Annotated in this window: 12 protein-coding genes; 5 read left to right on the top strand and 7 right to left on the bottom strand. The window is 34.5% G+C overall.

All coding sequences use genetic code 11. The annotated features are described in order from the left end of the window. Nucleotides 1–150: 150 nt before the first annotated feature. Nucleotides 151–1,029: a DUF4349 domain-containing protein gene (locus OEA66_RS03190; protein ID WP_267280000.1), complete on the top strand. Its 879-nt coding sequence runs from the start codon at nucleotides 151–153 to the stop codon at nucleotides 1,027–1,029. Between the two features lie 140 nt (nucleotides 1,030–1,169). Here the strand turns inward: OEA66_RS03190 and OEA66_RS03195 are convergent, their stop codons facing one another. After that, complete coding sequence (locus tag OEA66_RS03195) at nucleotides 1,170–1,535, bottom strand: hypothetical protein (RefSeq protein ID WP_267265010.1); 366 nt, start codon at nucleotides 1,533–1,535, stop codon at nucleotides 1,170–1,172. 24 nt (nucleotides 1,536–1,559) lie between these two features. Then, complete coding sequence (locus OEA66_RS03200) at nucleotides 1,560–2,699, bottom strand: acyl-CoA dehydrogenase family protein (protein WP_267265009.1); 1,140 nt, start codon at nucleotides 2,697–2,699, stop codon at nucleotides 1,560–1,562. A 240-nt stretch (nucleotides 2,700–2,939) separates the two neighbouring features. On the opposite strand from OEA66_RS03200, the gene OEA66_RS03205 reads away from it, so the two are divergent. After that, on the top strand, nucleotides 2,940–4,718 hold the full coding sequence (locus OEA66_RS03205) for an AMP-dependent synthetase/ligase (protein WP_267280001.1): 1,779 nt from the start codon (nucleotides 2,940–2,942) through the stop codon (nucleotides 4,716–4,718). Nucleotides 4,719–4,984: 266 nt separating this feature from the next. Here OEA66_RS03205 and OEA66_RS03210 read toward each other — a convergent pair whose 3' ends face one another. Then, on the bottom strand, nucleotides 4,985–5,761 hold the full coding sequence (locus tag OEA66_RS03210; RefSeq protein WP_267280002.1) for a zinc ribbon domain-containing protein: 777 nt from the start codon (nucleotides 5,759–5,761) through the stop codon (nucleotides 4,985–4,987). Between the two features lie 2 nt (nucleotides 5,762–5,763). After that, complete coding sequence (locus OEA66_RS03215) at nucleotides 5,764–6,861, bottom strand: Nif3-like dinuclear metal center hexameric protein (RefSeq protein WP_267280003.1); 1,098 nt, start codon at nucleotides 6,859–6,861, stop codon at nucleotides 5,764–5,766. Between the two features lie 58 nt (nucleotides 6,862–6,919). On the opposite strand from OEA66_RS03215, the gene OEA66_RS03220 reads away from it, so the two are divergent. Together OEA66_RS03220 and OEA66_RS03225 are read left to right on the top strand one after the other, a co-directional pair. After that, complete coding sequence (locus OEA66_RS03220; protein ID WP_267280004.1) at nucleotides 6,920–7,747, top strand: ion transporter; 828 nt, start codon at nucleotides 6,920–6,922, stop codon at nucleotides 7,745–7,747. 44 nt (nucleotides 7,748–7,791) lie between these two features. Continuing rightward, entirely contained in the window at nucleotides 7,792–7,953 is a 162-nt protein-coding gene (locus OEA66_RS03225; RefSeq protein ID WP_267280005.1) for a hypothetical protein, read from the top strand. A gap of 134 nt (nucleotides 7,954–8,087) precedes the next feature. Here OEA66_RS03225 and OEA66_RS03230 read toward each other — a convergent pair whose 3' ends face one another. From OEA66_RS03230 to dnaE, 3 genes are all read right to left on the bottom strand, one after another. After that, nucleotides 8,088–10,388: a fibronectin type III domain-containing protein gene (locus OEA66_RS03230; protein WP_267280006.1), complete on the bottom strand. Its 2,301-nt coding sequence runs from the start codon at nucleotides 10,386–10,388 to the stop codon at nucleotides 8,088–8,090. Between the two features lie 318 nt (nucleotides 10,389–10,706). Next, on the bottom strand, nucleotides 10,707–14,258 hold the full coding sequence (locus tag OEA66_RS03235; protein ID WP_267280007.1) for a T9SS type A sorting domain-containing protein: 3,552 nt from the start codon (nucleotides 14,256–14,258) through the stop codon (nucleotides 10,707–10,709). Between the two features lie 325 nt (nucleotides 14,259–14,583). Then, complete coding sequence (gene dnaE / locus OEA66_RS03240; RefSeq protein WP_267280008.1) at nucleotides 14,584–19,254, bottom strand: DNA polymerase III subunit alpha; 4,671 nt, start codon at nucleotides 19,252–19,254, stop codon at nucleotides 14,584–14,586. A 226-nt stretch (nucleotides 19,255–19,480) separates the two neighbouring features. On the opposite strand from dnaE, the gene OEA66_RS03245 reads away from it, so the two are divergent. Then, nucleotides 19,481–21,553 carry an alpha-ketoacid dehydrogenase subunit alpha/beta gene (locus tag OEA66_RS03245; protein WP_267280009.1) on the top strand — a complete coding sequence of 691 codons (2,073 nt, stop codon included), beginning with the start codon at nucleotides 19,481–19,483 and terminating at the stop codon, nucleotides 21,551–21,553. Nucleotides 21,554–21,635: the final 82 nt, after the last annotated feature.

Consider the following 21,635-nt stretch of genomic DNA (forward strand, 5'->3'; position numbering starts at 1 on the left):
AACTGATTTTCAATTAAATAAAAATTTACTAAAATCGTACATTTCTTTTACAATCTTTACAAAAATTTCGCACCTAATTTTACTTCAACAAAAAAATAATCTTATGAAAAAGTTCATTTTATTAGTTGCAGTGTCGAGCACTTTCGTAATGTGCAAAAAGGTGAAGCAGCAACATCTCAATTAGAAAATGCTATAAATAGCGCAGATAGTACCGTTTCAAATGTTGATGAGAAAATTAATTCAATCAATGATGAAGCAAATGCGGTTTTTGATTCTGCTAATATCAGAATTAAGGATTTTGAAAAAACAAAAAGTGAAGCAGTACAAAGAATGGAGACCACTTCCAAAAATATAGATTCACTTTCAGAAAAAATTTCCAATATGAAATTGGAATCAAAATTGGAAAAGAAAGATTCTCTGAAAAAAAATGCCGAAAAAATAGTCGTAAATGTTCCTGCTCCAAAAATTATTAAAGAAACAAAAATCATTTACAAAGACAAGCCTAAAAATGAAGAACCTGTTTCTAAAGATAGAATGTCGAAAACCGGAGTTTTAGAACTCAATGTAAACGATGCAGAAGTTTCTAAAGAAACCGTAAAAGAATTGGTAAAAAAATACGACGGATTCGTAAAAAGTGAAAATATTTCCCTGAATAACGACGACCGAAAAATCGCTTACATTAAAGTGAAAGTTCCGATTCAGAAGTTTGATTATCTGATGGATGATTTAAGCTTTAACATCGGGGATGTAGAAAATAAATCAATTGATGTGAACGGACAAGATTTCGTAAACAATACGATGTGCGATCTAGAAATCACACTTTACGGAACTTCAGAAAATGCATTAGTAAAAAGTGAGCCCGAAACTTTTGGTGGAAAATCTTTCGCTGCAGTTTCTTCAGGTTGGAAAGTCATTACTTCTATTTTCCTGTTTATTCTTCCGCTTTGGCCTTTGTTTGTAATTGCAGGAATCGGATATTATTTCTATAAAAAGAAAGCTCATAAACAGTCAGAAAATAATTCAAATTAATAATCCAATTATATTTTTAATTAAATTTTAAGGTAAGATTTTATTGAGCAATAGATTTTTCTACTAATTTTATCAGCTCATAATATTAATATTTGTGGTTTAGTGTAAAAGAATAGGCTCTCAATTGAGAGCCTTTCTTGTTATTTCATGTTCACTATTTTATCTACAACATATTTTGTGTTACCTCTCCAAGGGAGTGTTCCGTTGTATTCTTTATAATGGAGGTCAAAAGTTTTTCCACTATTGAGTTCCAATTGCTTAAAAACTTCGGGGTCAGAAACAGAAAACTCAAACTCATAGCTTGTAATGGTTCCAGTCTTTCCTTTTCCAAAACCTTCCTGAATTAATTTGCCTTCATAAGTTTTAAAAATATAACCTTTATTAATGGCATAATTTAAATAACCTGACTTCACTCCTTCTCCGAAAACGAAGAAAAATTTATACCAGATAAAAACTCCAATAAGAAGTAAAACTACTCCAACGGTAATCCACAAAGGCTTTTTCATAAATAGTGTTTTAATGTTTTTAAATTATTTTGAGATACTTCTCGAAATCACAATTTTCTGGATTTCAGAAGTTCCTTCATAAATCTGAGTGATTTTCGCATCTCTCATCATTCTTTCTACGTGATATTCTTTCACATATCCGTATCCACCGTGAATTTGTACAGCTTCAATCGTAGTATCCATTGCAACCTGAGAAGCGTATAATTTTGCCATAGCTCCACTTTCAGAAATATCTTTTCCGGCATCTTTTTCACAAGCAGCCTTAAAGCAAAGCATTCTTGCAGCCGTAATCTGAGTTGCCATATCTGCCAATTTGAAAGCAATTGCTTGGTGATTGATGATTTCAGTTCTGAATGCTTTTCTTGTTTTAGCATATTTTAAAGCCAATTCATAAGCTCCTGAAGCGATACCTAAAGCCTGAGAAGCTATACCAATTCTACCTCCATTCAAAACAGCCATTGCAAAATTAAATCCGAAACCGTCTTCACCAATTCTGTTCTCTTTCGGCACTTTTACGTTATTGAAAAGTAAAGAATGTGTATCACTTCCTCTGATTCCTAATTTATCTTCTTTAGTTCCGATTTCGAAACCTTCCCAACCTCTTTCAACGATGAAAGCGTTAATTCCTTTATGTTTTTTCTCAGGATTAGTTTGTGCAATTACGATATAATAAGATGCAGTTCCACCATTTGTAATCCAGTTTTTAATACCATTTAATAAATAGTAGTCTCCTTTATCTTCCGCAGTAGTTTGCTGAGATGTCGCATCAGAACCAGCTTCAGGCTCAGACAAAGCGAAAGCTCCGATTACTTTTCCACTTGCAAGAGGTGTAAGATATTTTACTTTTTGTTCTTCAGAAGCAAATTTTTCAAGACCTGCACAAACCAAAGAGTTATTTACAGACATTACAACAGCCGCAGAAGCGTCAATTTTAGCAATTTCTTCCATTGCTAAAACGTAAGAAACACTATCCATACCTGCACCTCCGTATTTTGGGTCAACCATCATTCCTAAAAGCCCCATTTCTCCCATTTTCTTTACTTGTTCAGTCGGGAATTTCTGATCACGGTCTCTTTCAATAACTTCAGGTAATAGTTCCGTTTGAGCAAAATCTCTCGCTGCCTGCTGAATCATCAGCTGTTCTTCTGATAAATTAAAGTCCATAAATTTTTCTATTATATGGAGGCTAATTTACACTTTTTGAGCAAATCTGAAAATATATTCATTCATTAGGACTTAATCAAGGTTTCCTGGGCTTTTTTAAATATTCATTAGAAATAAACATACTTTGAATTATTAAATATATTATGGCATACATTTTAGTAATTCTTAATCAATTAGAAGTAATTTTCACAGTTAAAAAAAATCCTTATATTTAAAATCCTAACTATATATTTGAAAATTATGTCAATCAAAAGATTATTCGATATACCTCACTACGCTTTACAACATTTACCTAAAAGTGATATGTTTGTTACAAAATATCAGGGAGAATGGCAAAAAACGTCGACGCAAGAATTTGTAAATCAAGGAAATAAGATTTCAAGAGGACTTTTAAAACTAGGTATAAAACCCGGTGATAAAATTGCTTTAATCACTACCAATTCACGTACAGAATGGGCAATAATGGATCTTGGCCTTTCACAAATTGGTGTGGTTTCTGTTCCGGTTTACCCAAGTATTTCGCCCGAAGATTACGAGTTTATCTTTAATAATGCTGAAATTAAATACTGTTTTGTCTCTGATAAAGAGCTTTTGGCTAAAGTCATGAAGATTAAACACAATGTTTCAAGTCTTCAAGGGGTTTTCACATTTGATAATATTACAGGTGCTGCAAATTGGAAAGAAATTCTTGATTTGGGTGAAGACGATTCCACTCAGATTGAAGTTGAAGATCTTTCAAAATCGATTAATACAGAAGATTTAGCGACGTTAATTTACACTTCAGGAACAACAGGAAAACCTAAAGGCGTGATGTTAACTCATGAAAATATTGTTTCGAATGTTTTAGGCTCAATTCCTAGAATTCCGAAGAAAAAAAGTTTAGATTATAAAGATACGAGAGTTTTAAGCTTCTTACCGATTTGCCATATTTTTGAAAGAATGTTATTTTATCTTTTTCAGTACAATGGTTTTTCAATTTATTTCGCTGAAAGTATTGAAAAAATGGGTGAAAACGTGAAAGAAGTAAAACCTCATTATATGAGCGTTGTTCCTCGTTTGGTTGAAAAAGTTTACGATAAAATTTATAATACCGGTTCTAACGCAGGTGGTTTCAAACAAAAAATATTTTTCTGGGCTTTAAATTTAATTCAGAAAAAGAAAGAAGTTTCAAAACCATCAGGTTTAATGGAAATTATTGCCGATAAATTGGTTTTTAAAAAATGGAGAGAAGGTTTGGGAGGTGAAATTATCACTTTGGTTTCCGGATCGGCGGCTTTATCAACAAGATTAAATTTAATGTTCCAAAACGCAGGAATTCCTATTCTGGAAGGTTATGGTTTAACGGAAACTTCTCCTGTAATTTCGGTAAACTCTTTCGGAAAAATGAAAGTGGGAACTGTAGGACATCCTTTGGATAATTTAACCGTGAAAATTCAACAAGACGGAGAAATTACTGTAAAAGGACCTTCTGTTTTTAAAAGTTATTTTAAAAATGAAGAACAAACAAAAGAAACGTTCACAGAAGACGGATTTTTCAAAACCGGAGACATCGGTCACATCGACAGCGAAGGTTTCCTACAGATTACCGATCGTAAAAAGGAAATGTTTAAAACTTCCGGAGGAAAATATATTGCCCCGCAAACGATTGAAAATTTAGCAAAAGCGTCGAAGTTTATCGAACAAATTATGGTTGTAGGCGACGGTGAAAAAATGCCGACTGCTTTGGTTCAGCCCGATTTTGAATTTGCTAAAAGCTGGGCGATGAGAAATAATTTAAATATCGGAACAACTCATGCTGAAATTGCAAAGAGCCCTGAACTAAAAGAAAGAATCGAAAAAGAAATTGACAACATCAACGAACATCTTGGAAATTGGGAAAAAATCAAAAAAATTGAATTGACACCTGAAGTTTGGGGAATTGAGGCCGGACTTTTAACGCCAACTTTAAAGCTGAAAAGAAAAGCGATTAAAGAGAAATTTATTGATCTTTATAATAAGATGTACGAGCATCATGAGTAAATAATATGAAGCCGTTTCTGATTAGAAACGGCTTTTTTTTAATATATTTTAGTTTTTATGATTTTTAAGCTATCTATTAATAAAACCACCCCGTCAAAAATTTCTTTGAAATTTTCGCCAACCCTCCAGAGGAGGGGAATCTAAATAGATCATTTTGTAAGATTGCATTACTTCGACAAACTTATAGGCGTAACACTGGTTCTTGCGATTAAATAAAAAGCTGTCCCAAAATTGAGACAGCTTTTAATATTTTAAGAAATGGGTAATTAAAATTTAATTACAGATTTCATTTTTTCATTTTCTTCCATTACCAATTCGTCATCAACAAGGATTTTCCCTGAATGCTCATCAATAATAATTTTCTTTCTCTGAGCAATCTCCATTTGCTTTTGTGGTGGAATTGTGAAGAATGATCCTTTTGGAGCACCTCTTTCAAGACCTACAACCGCTAAACCTGTAGAAGAACTTGTTCTGATTCTGTTGTAAGAAGCCAATAATCTTGCATCAATTTTAGAAGCAAATTCCTTAGATTTTTCGATTAAATATTCTTCTTCTTTTTGAGTTTCAGAAATTAAACCTTCCAATTCTTCTTTTTTGAATTTAAGGTGATTCTTCAAATCGTCGATTTTTGTAGTCAATTCATTCAAAGTTTCTTCTTTGTGAGAGATTTTAGCTCCAAATTCTTTGATTCTTTTTTCAGAAAGTTGAATTTCAAGTTCCTGATATTCCATCTCTTTTCCTAAAGCTTCAAATTCTTTATTGTTTCTTACGCTATCTTGCTGAGATTTGTATTTTTCGATCAATGTTTTTGCGTGGTTGATCACCTCGTTTTTTGTATTGATCTGGTCGTTCTGCTCTTTAATATCTGCATGAAATTTTTCAGCTCTTGTTTCAAGACCTTCAATCTCGATTTCAAGATCTTCAACTTCGATTGGCAATTCTCCTCTTGTGTTACGGATCTCGTCTAGTCTTGAATCTATGATCTGTAAATCATATAAAGCTCTTAATTTTTCTTCAACTGAAATTTCGGTTATATTCGCCATATCTAAAGGAAATAATTTACTGGGTTTGTTTTTTCACTAGATTTTAAGATTGCAAATGTACTAATTTTTTGCGACAAAATTTCAAATAATTGTTGAGCAACCCATTGTTCTGATTCATAATGACCTACATCACAAATCAACATTTTAGATTCTGCCAGAAAATAATCGTGATATTTGAGATCTCCGGTGATATAAGCGTCACATTTTTTAGCCAAAGCAGATTTGATTCCGCTTGCTCCAGAACCTCCCAAAACTCCTACTCTTTTTATTTTTTTATTGGTGAAATCTGAATGTTTAATAATTTCGATATTAAATTTATCTTTAATAAATCTCAAAAAATATTTTTCATCCATTTCTTCGTCAAATTCACCATACATTCCCAAACCTGAATATTGATTTTCATTGTCTAATGAATAAATCTGATGTGCAACTTCTTCATAAGGATGCGCTTCTTTCATCGCATCAATAATCTGATTTTGTTTAAATGATTCAAAAATTACAGAAATCATGCTTTCTCCGGCATTTTCTCTCACATTCTGTTGACCCGAAAAAGGATTTGAGCCTTCAACCGGTCTGAAAGTTCCATTTCCTTCGATTTTAAAACTGCATTCATCATAAAAACCAATATTTCCAGCTCCAGCTGAGAAAAGTGCTTCTTTTAGCTGTTCAGAATATTCGTTCGGAACATAAACTGTAAGTTGTTTCAGATTATTTTTTTTGGGCTGAAGTATTTTTTGATTTTTTAAACCCAATTGATTACAAATTCCAGCATTGACACCAAAATAATCATTATCAAAAGCAGTGTGAATGGCATAAATCGCCACTTTATTTTCGATAGCTTTTAAAACCGCTCTTTCAACATAATTTTTCCCGGTAAGAGATTTTAAACCTGAAAAAATAATCGGATGAAAACAAACTACCAGATTACAGTTTCGAGTAATCGCTTCGTCGATAACATTTTCTAAAGCATCATGACAAAACAAAACTCCGCTTACGTTACGATCTTGAACTCCACACAAAAGTCCGACGTTATCAAAATCTTCAGCTTGAGGCATCGCAATTTGCCCTTCTATGATAGAAATTACTTCTTTTATTGTCATTTTATTCTGTAAGTTTGTTACGAAATTAGTTATAATTTTACTAAAAATAAAAACACTCATGGAAAGAGAGCACAATCTTGTTCCCGGAGATAAACTCTGGAAAAGATTTTTGTACCGAATCATTTACCGCTCCGACACCAAACTCGGAAAACTGTTTGACGTTATCCTTTTATCGCTCATTTTGGTAAGTACTTTTATCATTATGATGGAGAGTGTGCCGAAACTCGATAAAAAATTTCATGTTTATTTTATTGTTTCCGAATGGGTTATTTCAGTTTTTTTCACAGCGGAATATTGGTCTAGAATTGCGGTTTTAAAAAACAAAAAGCACTACATCTTTAGTTTTTTCGGAATTATTGATTTTCTTTCATTAGTTCCTTTTTATCTGAGCTTCTTTTTTCCTGTTACTAAATATTTTCTGATTTTCAGAATGTTGAGAATGCTGAGAGTTTTCAGGGTTTTCAACCTTTTAGACTTTATGAATGACGGAACTGTAATTGTGAGAGCTTTAAAGAACAGTTCAAGAAAGATTTATATTTTCCTTTTATTTTTAATAATTTTCTCTGTTATCGTTGGCTCATTAATGTTTATGGTAGAAGGCGGAAGACCTGGCTTTGAAACGATTCCACAGTCTATTTATTGGGCAGTTGTAACAGTTACAACTGTAGGATATGGAGATGTTTCGCCAATAACTCCAATGGGAAAATTTTTTGCGGTTATTTTAATGTTGGCTGGTTATTCTATTATTGCTGTTCCTACCGGAATTGTGACTGCCGAAATGAGAAACAAAAGACAGAATCTAGAATTAATCTGTGATCGTTGTGGAAATGAAGATATTGACGATGATGCACGGTATTGTAAACAGTGTGGCAAGAAATTGGCTTAGTAAATTTTATACAAATTGATCTATTAACCAAAATCGACAAAATCATGGAACCACAAAAGAAAAACAGACCCAATAGCTTAGTATTGATATTATTTGGGTTGGTGATATTAATGATTATTATTTATTTTATTCTCGTCATGTTCTTCCCTACAGTTTTTGATCTCATGAATACAGGAGAAATAAAACCAGTACCAATAGATAAATAAAATTCTTTGTACGTAAAAATAAGACTTTCCAAAAATGGGGAGTCTTTTTTGTTGAAAATATTTTCATTAAAATTTAAATAAAAAAAAGAGACTGATCAATTGATCAGTCTCTTAAAAAAGAAATTTAAAATAAATTATTTTTTAATTGCTTTGATAGTTTGCTTAGAACCGTCCTTCATATTAAGAACAACTAAATACATTCCTGAATTTAATTCTCTTAATTGAAGTGCAGTTTCTGGCTTATCAAAAGTTTTAATCAATTTACCCGAAACATCCATCACGTAGATAGATTTCACATTTGAAACATCTGAAATATTCAAGACATCAACAAATGGATTTGGATAAGCTTTGATATCATTCTTAGTTTTAACGGCTTCTGAAGTTGCTAAACTAGCATCATAAGCTGCAATTTGGAAAGTACCATTATTTGACTGACTATAATTCCAGACACCAATTAATAAAGTCGAACCTGGAATCTGACCTGTTAATGATAATAGTGAGAAATTACCATCGGTAGAACTATCATCATCACAACCAACAGAAACCAAAGATCCACAAGCACCAGAATAAACCCCTAAAACAGTATCAGTTACAGGAGAACCAGTAACTCCTCTTGTTTCAATAGAAATATTTCCACTTGCAGGAACAACTACTGAATACCAAGTATCTGCATATCTTGTTGTTTGACAAGCAGTCGTTGCAGTTGCATCAGTTGTCATTGTAGCACCGATTGTAGTTCCGGTAGCTGCATTTTGAGCAAAATTTCCACCTGGTGTAAGTGCTATTGCGCCAGAACAATTATCATTTGCCGGTGGCAAAGCTAATGTTGTAAATGTAGCTATTGACGTCCAAACAGATTGGCTAGATCCACAATTAGCTCTTACCCATACGTAGTAAGTTGTTGCCGGAGCTAGAGGAGTTAAAGGAGTACTTGTTGTAGTAACACTTAGCGTAGGTGTTGTTGTAGCTGTAGGTACAGTATTAGTTGTACTGTAATAAACTTGATAACCACTTGCTGGAGCTGGTGCAGGAGCAGTCCAAGCTACGGAAGCACTATTAGTAGTAATATTTGAAATAACAACTGCTGTTGGCTCGGTACATAGAGGTGTAACATCTATATTGATATCATCCACATACAATTGGTTCATATCAAGTGCAGAATAAGCTTGAAAACCGAAATAATAAACACCAGTAACTGTTGGAGTAAAATCTTTAAAATCATAAGTAGCAACTCCATTTGTAATAATATTCGGATAATCTGCCAATGTATTTGTCATTGCTGCACTTGCTGCAGAAGTACCATAAGCAACTTTCATTTTTTCTGCATATTGCGTCGTTCCGGTTGCATTAGCATATTTATATTTGATTCTATAACTTGTTCCAGCAGTAAGATTAACGCCTTGAGTAAAGAACCATGTGTTGGCCGGATTAGTACTATTATAAGAATAATTAAGAACGTTGCCCGTAAAGCCTGCTGGAGCAACTCCTGTTTTCCATGCATTTCCTGTTCCATTGTTGACAACTAATGTACAATTAGGCAATGCAGGAGTTGTAACATTTTCAAAATCTAAAGTATAAGAAACATTTGTGGAAGTACAAGGTGTTGTAAAAGTATACATGTTTGACCATAAACTTTTATCTGTTGTAGTACAGTTTGATCTTACCCATACATAATATTGTGTATTAGCAGCAAGTGCAGACAATGCTCTTGTAGTTCCAGTAATACCTGTATAAGTTGGAGGAGTTGTTGATGTAGGAGGAGTTGCACTAGTACTATAGTAAAGCTCATATCCACTCGCTGGAACTGTTGTAGGGGCTGTCCAAGAAATATCTGCTGTAGCTGTTGTTACGTTTGCTCCTGTTACTGCACTGGGTAATAAACAAGTAGGTGCAGCACCTTGAGAAATTGCTACATTATCAAAATAATAATAATTATCTGCCGAAGAATTCGATGTTACATTGAACCTGACATACAAACTTCCTGCTCCGGGATTAAAAGTAATTGTTTTTGTTGAGCAAGTATTAGCAACAACATGATTAGTAGCATCTATAGTATATGCAGTTATCCAAGGGCCAGTTGCAGCAGAAGCATATTCTACTTTTATCATTCCTATAGTACCAATTGCAGCTCCAGTAGTACTGGCAAAATAATCAGTAATTTTATAATCAAACGCCATTGTAATTAAACCTTGATTATTTCCTGTCAAACCGGGAGAAGTAAATTGGCCCGATGTTCCGTAATACTGTTCACTACGAATAGTTCCTCCAGCGGTGCCACAAATTTGCGAAGCTGTTGCATTTCGTGAAAACGATCCTCCTTCAGATGCGGAAGTCCAGCTATTTAACCCTGTGGCAGTCCAGTCTTGTGTATAAGAGACTTGAGCCATGAGTAAAGTGCCAAGAAATAATTGACACATTAATAAAACTTTTTTCATACTTATAAATTAAAATTAGAAAATAAATTTAATACTTTTTAACAAAAATATAATAGTATTTTAAATAAATATTTATATAAAATTCAATAAAAACATTCAAACACAATAAAATACATAATGAATTATTGAAATTACACACTAAAAAACATGTTATAAAATGTTAAATATTTTATGATTGAAAAAATATTGATAATTATAATCGTTTATTAAGACATTTATTAATTTCATTCTTTAAGAAAAAAAACTTCATAATAAGCTTAGTATATCAAAAAAAATAGCGACCAAATGGTCGCTATCTTATAAATCAAATTTTAAAGATTATTTCTTAATTACTTTAATAGTTTGCTTAGAACCATCTTTCATATTAAGAACAACCAAATACATCCCTGAATTTAATTCTCTCAATTGAAGTGTAGATTCTGGCTTATCGAAAGTTTTAACCAATTTACCAGAGATATCCATTACAAAGATAGATTTCACATTCGAAACATCTGAAATATTCAAGACATCGACAAATGGGTTTGGATAAGCTTTAATATTACTTTTAACTTTAACTGTTTCTGTAGTTGATAAACTAGCGTCGTAAGCTGAAATTTGGAAAGTTCCATCAACTCCAACACCTGAAGAATATCTCCAAACACTAAAGTACAATACAGCACCAGGTGTTTGTCCTGTTAGCGATATTTTTGAGAAGTTATTAGTACCAGCACTAACGTCATCGTTACAATCAACATTAACTAAAGCACCACATGTTCCAGAATGTGCAGATAATATAGAATCAATAAATCCTGATCCTGAAGCAGAAGCAGTTTCTACAGTTATACTTCCTGAAGCAGGAACAACCACAGAATACCAAACATTATTAGTTCTACTTGTTTGACACGTTGTACTACCATCTGTTGTAGCCCCAACATTTGTAGTAGTAATTACATTCTGAGCGAAATTAGCACCAGGAACCAAAGCAATAGCTCCAGAGCACGCATCATTAGCAGGTGGTGCAGGTGGTGTTCCAACGCAAATATTGAAACTAGCAACAGTTGTTGCCGTTGCTGTGAAGGTCCATACTCTTATTTTATACTCTTGACCAACAGTTAATCCAGTTAAGTTCATTGTGTTAGGATCACTACACATAACCTGCACTAAACTTCCACAAGCTCCACTGTAAGCAGCCATTGCCATATCAGTTGAACCAGATACATTTGAAAGAACAACAGTATGTGCTGCACTAGTTGCAGTAAATTTAAACCAAACATCATCATTTGTACCAGTTGCTCCACAAGTTGGTGCTGTTTCTGTAGATGCTGTTGCACTTTGTGTATTTCCAGCAGTTGTAACACCACACGATAAATCAGGATTTACTGTCAAAGTTATTGCAGCAGAACAGTCATCATTTACAGGAGGTGCAGGAAGTGTTCCTACACAAATACTAAATGTTGCTACAGTTGTTGCCGTTGCTGTGAACGTCCATACTCTTATTTTATACTCTTGACCAACAGTTAATCCTGTTAAATCCATTGTATTTGGATCACTACATGCAACTTGCACTAAACTTCCGCAAGCACCACTGTAAGCAGCCATTGCCATATCTGTTGATCCGGATACATTAGATAGTGTAATTCTGTGTGCAACATTTGTTGCTGTAAATTTATACCAAACATCATCATTTGTACCAGTTGCTCCACATGTTGGCGCTGTTTCTGTAGATGCTGTTGCACTTTGTGTATTTCCAGCTGTTGAAACACCACATAAATAATCAGGATTTACAGTTAATGTTACAGCACCTGAACAATTATCATTTGCCGGTGGTGGTGGTGGAGTTCCAACACAAATGCTAAATGTAGCCGTAGTTGTAATTGTAGCGGTATATGTCCAAACTCTAACAAAATAACTATTTCCAGGAGTTAAACCCGTCACATCCATTGTATCAGGATCACTACACATAACTTGAACAAGACTTCCACAAGCACCGCTATATATAGCCATTGCCATATCAGTTGATGCGGAAACATTTGTAAGCGATATTCTGTGCAATGCATTAGTTGCAGTAAATTTATACCATACATCATCATTAACTCCAGTTGCTCCACAAGTTGGTGCAGTTTCTGTACTTTGTGTAGCACTTACTGTTGTTCCTGTAGTGGTTGCACCACATAGATAATCAGGATTTACAGTTAATGTTACAGCACCTGAACAATTATCATTCACTGGTGGTGGTGGCGGAGTTCCAACACAAATATTAAAGCTATTATTTGCTCCCGCACCAGCATAATTATATACTCTTACATAATACTTTTGTCCTATAGTCAAACCAGTTACATTACTAGAATCCGGATCGCTACAAAGTACACTAGTCATAGCACCACATGCTCCGCTCAGTACATTAAAATACATATCTATAGAAGTACTTGTTCCTGTAGCTACAACATTAGTCAAACTAATATTATGCACTGTAGAGGTTGCTATAAATGAAAACCAAACATCATCATCAGGATTCCCAGAACAAGGAGTTGCTGCCATAGACAGAGTAGCTCCTAAAGTATTCCCTGGAGTTTTAACACCACACAACAAGTCAGGATTAACAGTTAGTGCAATAGCACCAGAACAGTTATCATTTGCAGGAGGAGGAGTTACTCCAGTTGTAAAGCTTCTTTCTGTACATCCTGTAGAAACACTTGCTCCTTGATAAGCTGTAATCAAATAGAAATACTGAGTACTTGGATTCAAAGCAGTAGCAAATGTATAAGATGTAACGTTACCCAAATCAACATTTGAAAGAATATTACCCGCACCAGCAGAAGTACCGACTCTTATTCTATAACCTGATACACCTGAAATAGCAGTCCATGTAATGGTAGGCATATGAGAAACCCCTGTAGCCGCTGCTGCCGGAGTACCAATTGAAGGACAAGGTATTGCTAAAGTTGTAAAAGATCTCTCAGAACAACCAACCGCAGATCCAATTGCATTAACAGGAATCACCGTGTAGTAATATTGAGTTGAGAAATTTAAAGGAGTAGCAGCAGGAATAGTATATGTTGTAACATTTCCAACATCTACACCATTCATTACATCAGTACCTCCTGGGGTTGTACCTATATTTATTTTATAACTATTAGTTATAGGATTTGGAGCCCAAGTAATTGTAGGAGTTACAGAAACACCGGTTGCAGCAGCAGCAGGCGCAGAAACTGTAGTACATCCAGGAACCGTTGTAGGAGGCGGAACCGTTGCATTAAATGCAATATGCGGTCTTCTATAATCTGAAGAAGTAAGAGTAGCACCAAATGTACCTGTTGTTGTAACATATTTGGTTGTATTACTATTAGAAGTATTTATACAAGGTCCTGTATATTCATACTCCCAATCGATAGTTGTAGCTTGAGCAGTTGTCTGTACATATTCTGTAAAGACAGCAAGATTGCTCCCGGCTGTATAAACAAAGTTGGTAGAATGAGCAAACTCTTTGAAACCAGCAGTACTTCCAATTGCAGTTTGAGGATTTGAGTCATACACCAAAGTAGCTCCAGTGATTGCAGTTGCCCAATCTAAAGCAGCAGAACCAAAATCTGTAGCTGTCGTATTTTTTAGATAAATTTTAAAAGTAGCACCATTATTCATACTTCCAGACGAAGCAAGTCTTTTTAAGTAAGTTGAAGTAATTGTACCATCTGCAATTCCAACCAATTGTGAACTTGCAATAATAAAAGCTCCACGACTTTTAGAATTAGCCGTTGCATTACTGTTTAGTGTTCCGTAACCATTCGTGGCTACGGTTCCACTACATACGGGGACCGTATAAGTTTGTCCCCAATACAATTGACAAGCAAACACGCTCATCAAAAGCAGAAACAAAAAATTTAGTTTTTTCATACTCAGTTAAATTAAAATTAGAGGGCTAAATTAATAAATATTAACAATCAAATTCAAAAAAATTGTTAATATTTTGAAAACATACCAACAATGAAGTTAAAATAATGACATATTATTAAACAAACATTTAATTATTTTTAAACCCGACAACAATTAAATACAATCAAATATCAATATATCAATCAATTACATAATATAAATTATTTCTATTTAACAATAAATTTTAACCCTATAATTTAAACTATTGCCAAAATTCAAAGAGTAAAAAATCGCAACCAATAATATGGATTGCGATTTTGTACTTTTTCAAGATATTTAAAGAAAATTAATTTAAATAAAACTCATATTTATTAAGCAGTTGTATATTTTTAATCAAATCACCATTCAAATTGACAGAGTGCTTCATCGATTGAACTTCAATATGAGTATCATCATCAATATTTTTGATGTAAAATTTAAATTTCTGATTTCCTTGGTTTTCATTTAAAATATTTCTGAAAAAACTTAAATCCTCGGGTCGAAAATCCATCACATCCATTATTAATGAAATACTTTTGGCAAATTTCTCGAATGCCTCCTGAAGTTCAATAACATCCACAACATTCACAAAAACCCTTCCGTCTTTTACCTGAGCAAATTTTATTTTTAAGATTACAAAACGCTGTACTTCAAGCTTATCCTTTAATTTCATATAATCTCGATCACCTAATCTAAATGAATATGAACCTGAATAATCTTCCAAAGTTAGAAAAGCAACTTTTTCACCGCTTCGGAAACCATCTTTAACCACATATTCTGTGATTAAACCGGCAACGGTATATTCTTTTCCGCCACCACCGTTTTCTCGTTCTTTCTGTAAAGTTTTCCAGTCTTTTTTCTTTTCTTCAAACAGTTCTTCTTGTTTATTGGCAAAAGCCTGTTCTTTATAAGCATCAACCTCATCAAGATTTAAAAACCCGAAAACACCTTTTGGTTCCGCTTTTTTTACAACTTCCTCGATAATTTCCTCTTCTTCACCTGCAACAATATCATCAGAAACAATTTCAATTAAATCTGCCACCTCATCCACAGAATCTTTTTCTAAAATCGGAACTTCATCAGTAATTATTTTCGCTTCTTCGTCTTTTTCCAAAACTGCTTTTTTAGACAAACTTCCCTGCATAAACTGGTATTGAAACTTAAATTCATCAAGCGGATGCGCCGAAAGATAAAATCCAATGGTTTCTTTTTCTTTATTTAATTTATGCATATTTGGCCACTCTACACAAGGTGCCAATTTGGGTTGCTCAATCTGAACTTCTTCTGCAAAATCAGCAAAAAGAGAATGTTCCATTTCGTTTTTACTTTCCTGAAAACTTTGTCCGTAACGAATTAATCTTTCTAAATTCGTTCTTCCAGCCATATCGATATCGAAATACTGACCTCTGTGGAAAGAATCCAATTCATCGAAAGCGCCTGCTACGACCAAACTTTCCGCCACTCTTTTATTCATCTGAGAAGGTAAAATTCTTTCGAAGAAATCATAAATATTTTTAAATCTTCCGTTTGCTCTTTCTTTTGTGATACCTTCACTCGGACCTTCACCAATTCCTTTGATAGCTCCCAAACCAAAACGGATTTGTCCTTTTTCGTTTACCGAGAATTTATATTGAGATTCATTCACATCTGGTCCCAAAACATCAACCCCAATACTTTTACAATCTTCCATAAACATGGTGATCGATTCGGTATTGTTGATGTTGTTACTCATCACACTCGCCATATATTCTGCCGGATAATTGGCTTTTAAATAAGCTGTTTGATACGCAATAAACGCATAACAAGTGGAGTGAGATTTATTAAAAGCATATTCAGCAAAAGCTTTCCAGTCGTTCCAAATTTTTTCTAAAGGACCTTCATCGAGGTTATTTTTTCTTCCGCCTTCGATGAATTTCGGGTACATTTTATTCAGAACCTCAATCTGCTTTTTACCCATAGCTTTTCTCAAAGTATCGGCTTCACCTTTTGTGAAATTGGCCAATTTTTGAGACAAAAGCATTACCTGCTCCTGATAAACAGTAATTCCGTAAGTTTCCTTTAAATACTCTTCGGTTTCGGGTAAATCATAGACAATTTCTTCGATACCGTGCTTTCTATTAATAAAGTTTGGAATATATTTAATTGGCCCCGGTCTGTACAAGGCGTTCATTGCAATCAAATCGGCAAAAACTGTAGGCTTTAGTTCACGCATGTATTTTTGCATTCCCGGACTTTCATACTGGAAAATCCCAACCGTTCTTCCTTCTTTAAATAACTGATACGTTTTAGCATCATCCAAAGGAATTGCATCGGGGTCAATATCAAGTCCATGTCTAGCTTTAACTATTTTTAAAGCATCTTTAATGATCGTCAAAGTTCTTAGACCCAAAAAGTCCATCTTCAGAAGACCAGCACTTTCTGCGACCGAGTTATCAAACTGAGACACTAAAATATCGGCATCTTTCGCCGCAATTGTTACAGGAATAATATTACTCACATCTTCTGGTGTAATAATTACCCCACAAGCGTGAATTCCAGTATTTCGGATGCAGCCCTCCATCTTTTTCGCACTCGACAAAACATCGTGACGGGCATCATCCGGAGTATTAAGAACATACTTCATCTCATCGACAAGCATTTGTTCTTCAGGTTTTAGTTTATCATATTTCGATAAAGCTTTTGCAATATTCATTCCCGGACTTGGCGGAATAAGTTTTGCAATATTATTGGTATCTGGAATAGGTAAATCTAAAACCCTTCCGGCATCTTTAATTGCAGATTTTCCACCCAAAACTGAGTAAGTAATAATCTGTGCCACCTGATTTTTACCATATTTTTCGACTACCCATTTGATAATTTTATCTCGACCTTCGTCATCAAAATCAATATCAATATCAGGCATTGAAACCCTTTCCGGATTAAGAAATCTCTCAAATAGTAAATCGTATTTTATTGGATCAACATTGGTAATTCCCGTGCAATACGCCACGGCAGAACCTGCTGCAGAACCACGACCTGGACCAACCCAAACGCCCATTTTTCGAGCTTCATTACAGAAATCCTGTACAATCAAAAAGTAACCGGGATAACCCGTATTTGCAACGACTTCAAGTTCAAAGTCAAGACGTTCTTTAATTGCCGGAGTAATTCCTGTATCAGCATATCTTTTTTTCGCTCCTTCGTAAGTCAAATGGGTTAAATATGCCATCTCACCACGTTTTCCACCATCAATTTCGTCTTCAGCATGAATAAACTCAGCCGGAATATCAAATTTTGGTAGTAAAACGTCTCTTTTTAAAGTATAAGGTTTAAATTTTGCAGTAAATTCTTCATATGCATCAAAAGCATCGGGATATGCCAAAAATGCTTCCTTAATTTCATGAGAATTTTTGATATAATATTCTCCAGTAGCCAATCCTCTCCTCTTTCCAAAGCCTTTTCCAACAGGCGTTGTCAGCTTTTCCCCATCTTTAATGCAGCTTACAATATCCTGAATATTAGAATCGTCTTTACTGGTGTAATACGTTTGATTTTGCGCTAAAAGCTTAACATTATATTTGTCTGCAAAATGCAACAAAACATCATTCAAATGCTCTTCTTCAGGCAGTTTATGGTTTTGAATCTGAACATAAAAATCGTCTTCAAAAGTATCTTTCCACCATTTAAAAAGCTCCTCCCCTTTTTGTTCACCGGTATTTAAAATTGCATCGGGAATATCTCCGTTGATTCCGGAAGTCATGGCAATTAATCCTTCTTTATATTCAGCAATCACTTCACGGCTTATCCTAGGAACTCCGAAATAAAATCCTTTGAGGAAACCAATGCTTGAAAGTTTTGCTAAATTTTTATAACCGTTAAAGTCCTTCGCCAACAAAACAACCTGCGTTCTTCTGTCGGGATCATCTTTGGTAAACTGTTTCTGCTCGTAACGGTCTGAAATATAAAATTCACAACCTACAACAGGAATTAATGGCTCAAAAACAGGTTCTTCCTCATTAAATTCTGTTCCGTTTTCTTCAGCTTCCTGCTTTTTTGCTACATATTCTTTATGCTTTTTTGCACGATCACCATTTGCTCCTTCAACCGCAGAAACAAATTTAAAAGCACCCATCATATTTCCCAAATCGACCATTCCGACAGCTGGGAAATTTTCGTCTGTTGCTTTTTTAATTAAATCATTAATGCTCGAAGTTGCCGTTAATGTTGAAAAAACACTTTTATTATCAAAATTGAAATATCTTCCTAAATCAATATCATCGATACTCCCGACATCAGATTGCTTTTTCTTATTATTAAAATCTGCAACCTGCCTTCTGATAATAATATTGAAAGGCTTAATCGGATTTGGATGAAGCGTTTTAAAATATGCCAATTGATCTTCCGAAGTTTTCAAAACCTCAGCAGGAATAATCCCAATACGCATCATTTCAAAGAAAACCTGAGCCGTTGCATTTACGTCGGCAGCAGCGTTGTGCGCTTCGTCAAACTTATGACCGTACAATTTTTCGTATAATTCTTCCAGCTTCGGGGACTTGTATTTTCCTCCTCTTCCACCTGCAAGCTGACAATAATCTGTTCCCAAAATCATCGTATCGGCTTTGGGTTTTTCCTGAAGATTGTCTTTTATATTTTTTCTGTAAAATTCTGCTCCGACGATGTTGTAATCAAATTCAACATTATGACCGGAAACGACTCTTACTCTTTCTAAAACTTTGGCAAATTCATTTAAAATTTCTTCTAAATCACGACCTTCTTCGTTGGCAATTTTCGTTGTAATCCCGTGAATTCTTGCGGCATTAAAGGGAATATCATATCCTTCAGGTTTTATAATATAGTCATGATTTTCTAATAAAGTTCCGTCATCATCATGCAACTGCCACGCAATCTGAACCATTCTTGGCCAATTATCTGAATCTGAAAGCGGTGCGTTGAAATTCTTTGGTAAACCCGTGGTTTCTGTGTCAAAAACTAAATACATGTAACTTTTTCGAGTTTTTAGATTAAAAAAGAATGTAAAGTTAGGCTATTTTTTTATGATTTAAAATCTGTTTTCTGTTAAATTTAGACCAAAACCAAACGACATTTTGGAGGTTTAAAAATTGTTTAAAAATCATCAATTCAACCTTATCAATTTAAAAATCAACACTATAATTCGGTAAACTAACAATTGTTCGGATTTCTAATTTTATGTATATTTGCTTTCTATGGAAAATACACTTCACGAAAAAGTTTCTCAGGACATTTTATTAAAAGCTTATAACCACATGATGCTTGCCAAAGCGATGGCAGATATTTACGAAGAAAACAGAAATGTTTGCAAATATGTTCATAGCACATCACGCGGTCATGAAGCAATTCAGTTGGCAACGGCTTATCAGTTAAAGAAAGAAGACTGGGTTTCTCCTTATTACAGAGACGAAAGCATTCTTTTGGGAATTGGTTTTGAGCCTTATCAATTGATGTTGCAATTGTTGGCAAAAGCTGATGATCCTTTTTCAGGAGGAAGATCGTATTATTCTCATCCATCGAGCAGAGATGAAGACAAACCAAAAATTATCCATCAAAGTTCAGCTACAGGAATGCAGACTATTCCAACAGCTGGAGTTGCTCAGGGAATTAAATATATTGAAGATTTTAATTTACAGCAGTTTGAGAACAATCCGGTTGTAATCTGTAGTCTTGGAGACAATTCTGTAACGGAAGGTGAAGTGAGTGAAGCACTTCAGTTTTCTGCATTACATCAATTACCTATAATTTTCTTAGTTCAGGACAATGAATGGGGAATTTCTGTTACAAAAGAAGAAGCAAGAACCGTAGATGCGTATGATTTTGTGGCAGGTTTTGAAGGTTTAGGCAGAATGAGAGTTGACGGAACCGATTTCGTGGAAAGTTTTGAAGCGATGAAGAAAGCCGTTGATTTTGTTCGAACTGAAAGAAAACCTTTGGTTGTTTGTGCTAAAACGGTTTTAATTGGTCATCACACATCTGGAGTTAGAAGAGAATTTTACAGAGATGAGGAAGATTTAGCAAAACACAGAGCAAAAGATCCAGGAAATATTCTTAGAAATCATTTGCTTGAATCTGGCGTAGATGAAGAATTATTAAAACAAATTACAAAGAAGGCAAGATTAGAAGCAGAAGAAGCATTCGAAAGAGCTCAGAAAGCGGAAGATCCGAAGCCTGAAACTGTAATGCAACATATTTTCGCACCGACTCCGATTACGGAAGAAGTGGGAACGCGTGAACCTGAAGGTGGTGAAAAAATCGTAATGGTTGATGCTGCAATTCACGCTGTTCAGGAGATTATGTGGAAACATCCAGAAGCTTTGTTGTACGGACAGGATGTCGGTGAAAGAATTGGTGGGGTTTTCCGTGAGACGGTGACTTTAGGAAAGAAATTCGGAAGCAAAAGAGTTTTCAATACAGCCATTCAGGAAGCTTACATTATTGGTTCTACAACTGGAATGAGTGCAGTTGGTTTAAAACCAATCGTTGAAGTTCAGTTTGCAGATTATATTTATCCGGGAATCAATCAGTTGATTACAGAGATTTCAAAATCTAGTTATTTAAGTCAGGGAAAATTCCCTGTAAGCAATATTATCCGTGTTCCAATTGGAGCTTACGGCGGCGGCGGTCCTTATCACAGTGGAAGTGTTGAAAGTATTTTAGCAAATATTAAAGGAATTAAAATCGCTTACCCAAGTAACGCTGCAGATTTTAAAGGTTTATTAAAAGCAGCTTACTACGATCCAAATCCGGTGGTGATGCTGGAGCACAAAGGTTTGTATTGGAGTAAAGTTCCGGGAACTGAAGATGCCAAAACGATCGAACCTGCGGAAGATTACATTTTACCTTTCGGAAAAGGAAAAGTAATCATCGAAGCTGATAAAAATGAAACCGAAAAAGGCAGAACTTTAGTGGTTGTAACGTATGGAATGGGCGTTTACTGGGCTAAAGAAGCTGTGAAAAACTTTAATGGAAGAGTTGAAGTTATTGATTTAAGAACTATTATTCCTTTGGATGAAGAATTGGTTTTTGAAAGAGTAAAAGCACACGGAAAATGTATTGTTTTAACAGAAGAACAATTGAATAATTCTTTCGCAGAAGCCTTTGCACATAGAATTTCAAAGCATTGCTTTAAATATCTTGATGCTCCGGTAGAAACGATTGGTTCATTGGATACTCCGGCAGTTCCTATTAATTTAGTTCTTGAAAAAGAAATGCTTCCAAATGCTGAGAAATTAGCTTCAAAAATCGAAGAAATGCTGAAATATTAATTCAGATAAAAAATAAATTAAGCCTCTAAATATTTTTAGAGGCTTTTTTGTACACTTTTTGCTAACTTGGTTTTACAAATTT

Source organism: Chryseobacterium luquanense (assembly GCF_026460945.1).
Classification (GTDB): Bacteria; Bacteroidota; Bacteroidia; order Flavobacteriales; family Weeksellaceae; genus Chryseobacterium; species Chryseobacterium luquanense.